At 75.0% G+C, this 1,135-nt stretch carries 2 protein-coding genes; both read left to right on the top strand.

The genetic code is table 11. The features are described from left to right. A partial coding sequence (locus H5J30_RS34800; RefSeq protein WP_181791796.1) for a universal stress protein occupies positions 1-440 on the top strand: 440 nt, incomplete at its 5' end. 98 nt (positions 441-538) lie between these two features. Beyond that, a complete protein-coding gene (locus H5J30_RS34795; RefSeq protein ID WP_181791795.1) occupies positions 539-1,060 on the top strand; it encodes a hypothetical protein in 522 nt (173 codons plus the stop codon). Positions 1,061-1,135: the final 75 nt, after the last annotated feature.

Below are 1,135 nucleotides of genomic sequence, written 5' to 3'. Positions count from 1 at the left end.
TGGTGGCGGGCGTGGACGGCTCGCCGGCGGGCGACGCGGCGATCGAGTTCGCCTTCGCCGAGGCCGCGATGCGCGGCACCGGCATCCTCGCCGTACACGCCTGGTCGCCGTGGAAGGCGGAGGTCCCGCCCCCGCAGGACCCGGCCGCACCGTACGCGAGCGGGGCCGGCGACCTGGCGGCGAACGAGGAGCGGCTGCTCGCCGAGGCGCTGGCGGGCCGTCAGGAGCGCTACCCGGACGTGCCCGTCGACCGCCGCGTGCTGCGCGGCGGCCCCCGGGAGGCGCTGATCGAGGCGAGCCGGGAGGCGGCGCTGGTGGTCGTGGGCGCGCGGGGGCGCGGAGGCTTCACGGGGATGCTGCTGGGCTCGGTGAGCCAGGCGCTGCTGCACCACGCCAACTGCCCGGTGGCGGTGGTCCGTTCGGAGACGGGCAGGAGTTGAGGGCCGGGTTTCCCGACCCTCGACCGCCGCGGCTCCGCTGGGGGAGGATGTGCGGTGAGGACTGGCGTTCACCTCGGCGCGAGCGGACGGCGGAGGGCATGCGTTTATACATTCTGTTCCTACTCCTCGCCACTGTGATCACCGTCGCGGCCGTTCTGCTCAGGAGACTCAGCCGCGGCGGCCCCCCGGTGAAGGTGCCGGCGGCGCGCCCGCCCGCCGGCCGCCCGGTCCCGTACCAGCCGCGGCTGGTCGAACCGGGGTACGAGACGATCGTGCCGCCGCCGGTCCGGGGGCGTCAGCACCTGTGCATCGAGGCCGGTACCGAAGACACCGTGTGCACGCTGTCGTCCTACGGCGACCGGATGGCGCTGGGACGGGCCGATCCGTACCTCGTCGTCCGCATCCCCGCCTCCGCCCGGGCGGACCTGTACGACCTCCGTGCCGGGACGTACGACATCCTCATCGAGACCGGGTACGACTGGGACCGCGAAGCGCGGGCGTTCCGCGTGCCCCGCACCCGGCGGCGCTCCATGCAGCCGCTGCGCCTCTTCGGCCCGCACACGCTCGTCATCACCGCCTACCCGGTCGCGAACGGGGACTTCCAGCTGACGGACCTCTGAGCCGCTACCGCGCCCGCCGCAGCAGCGCGACCCCCGCCCCGCCGCCCAGGACGACGACGGCGAGCCCGCCGACGA

The organism is Streptomyces phytophilus, assembly GCF_013870535.1.
GTDB lineage: Bacteria > Actinomycetota > Actinomycetes > Streptomycetales > Streptomycetaceae > Streptomyces > Streptomyces phytophilus.
This window is presented reverse-complemented; position numbering and strand designations above follow the sequence as displayed.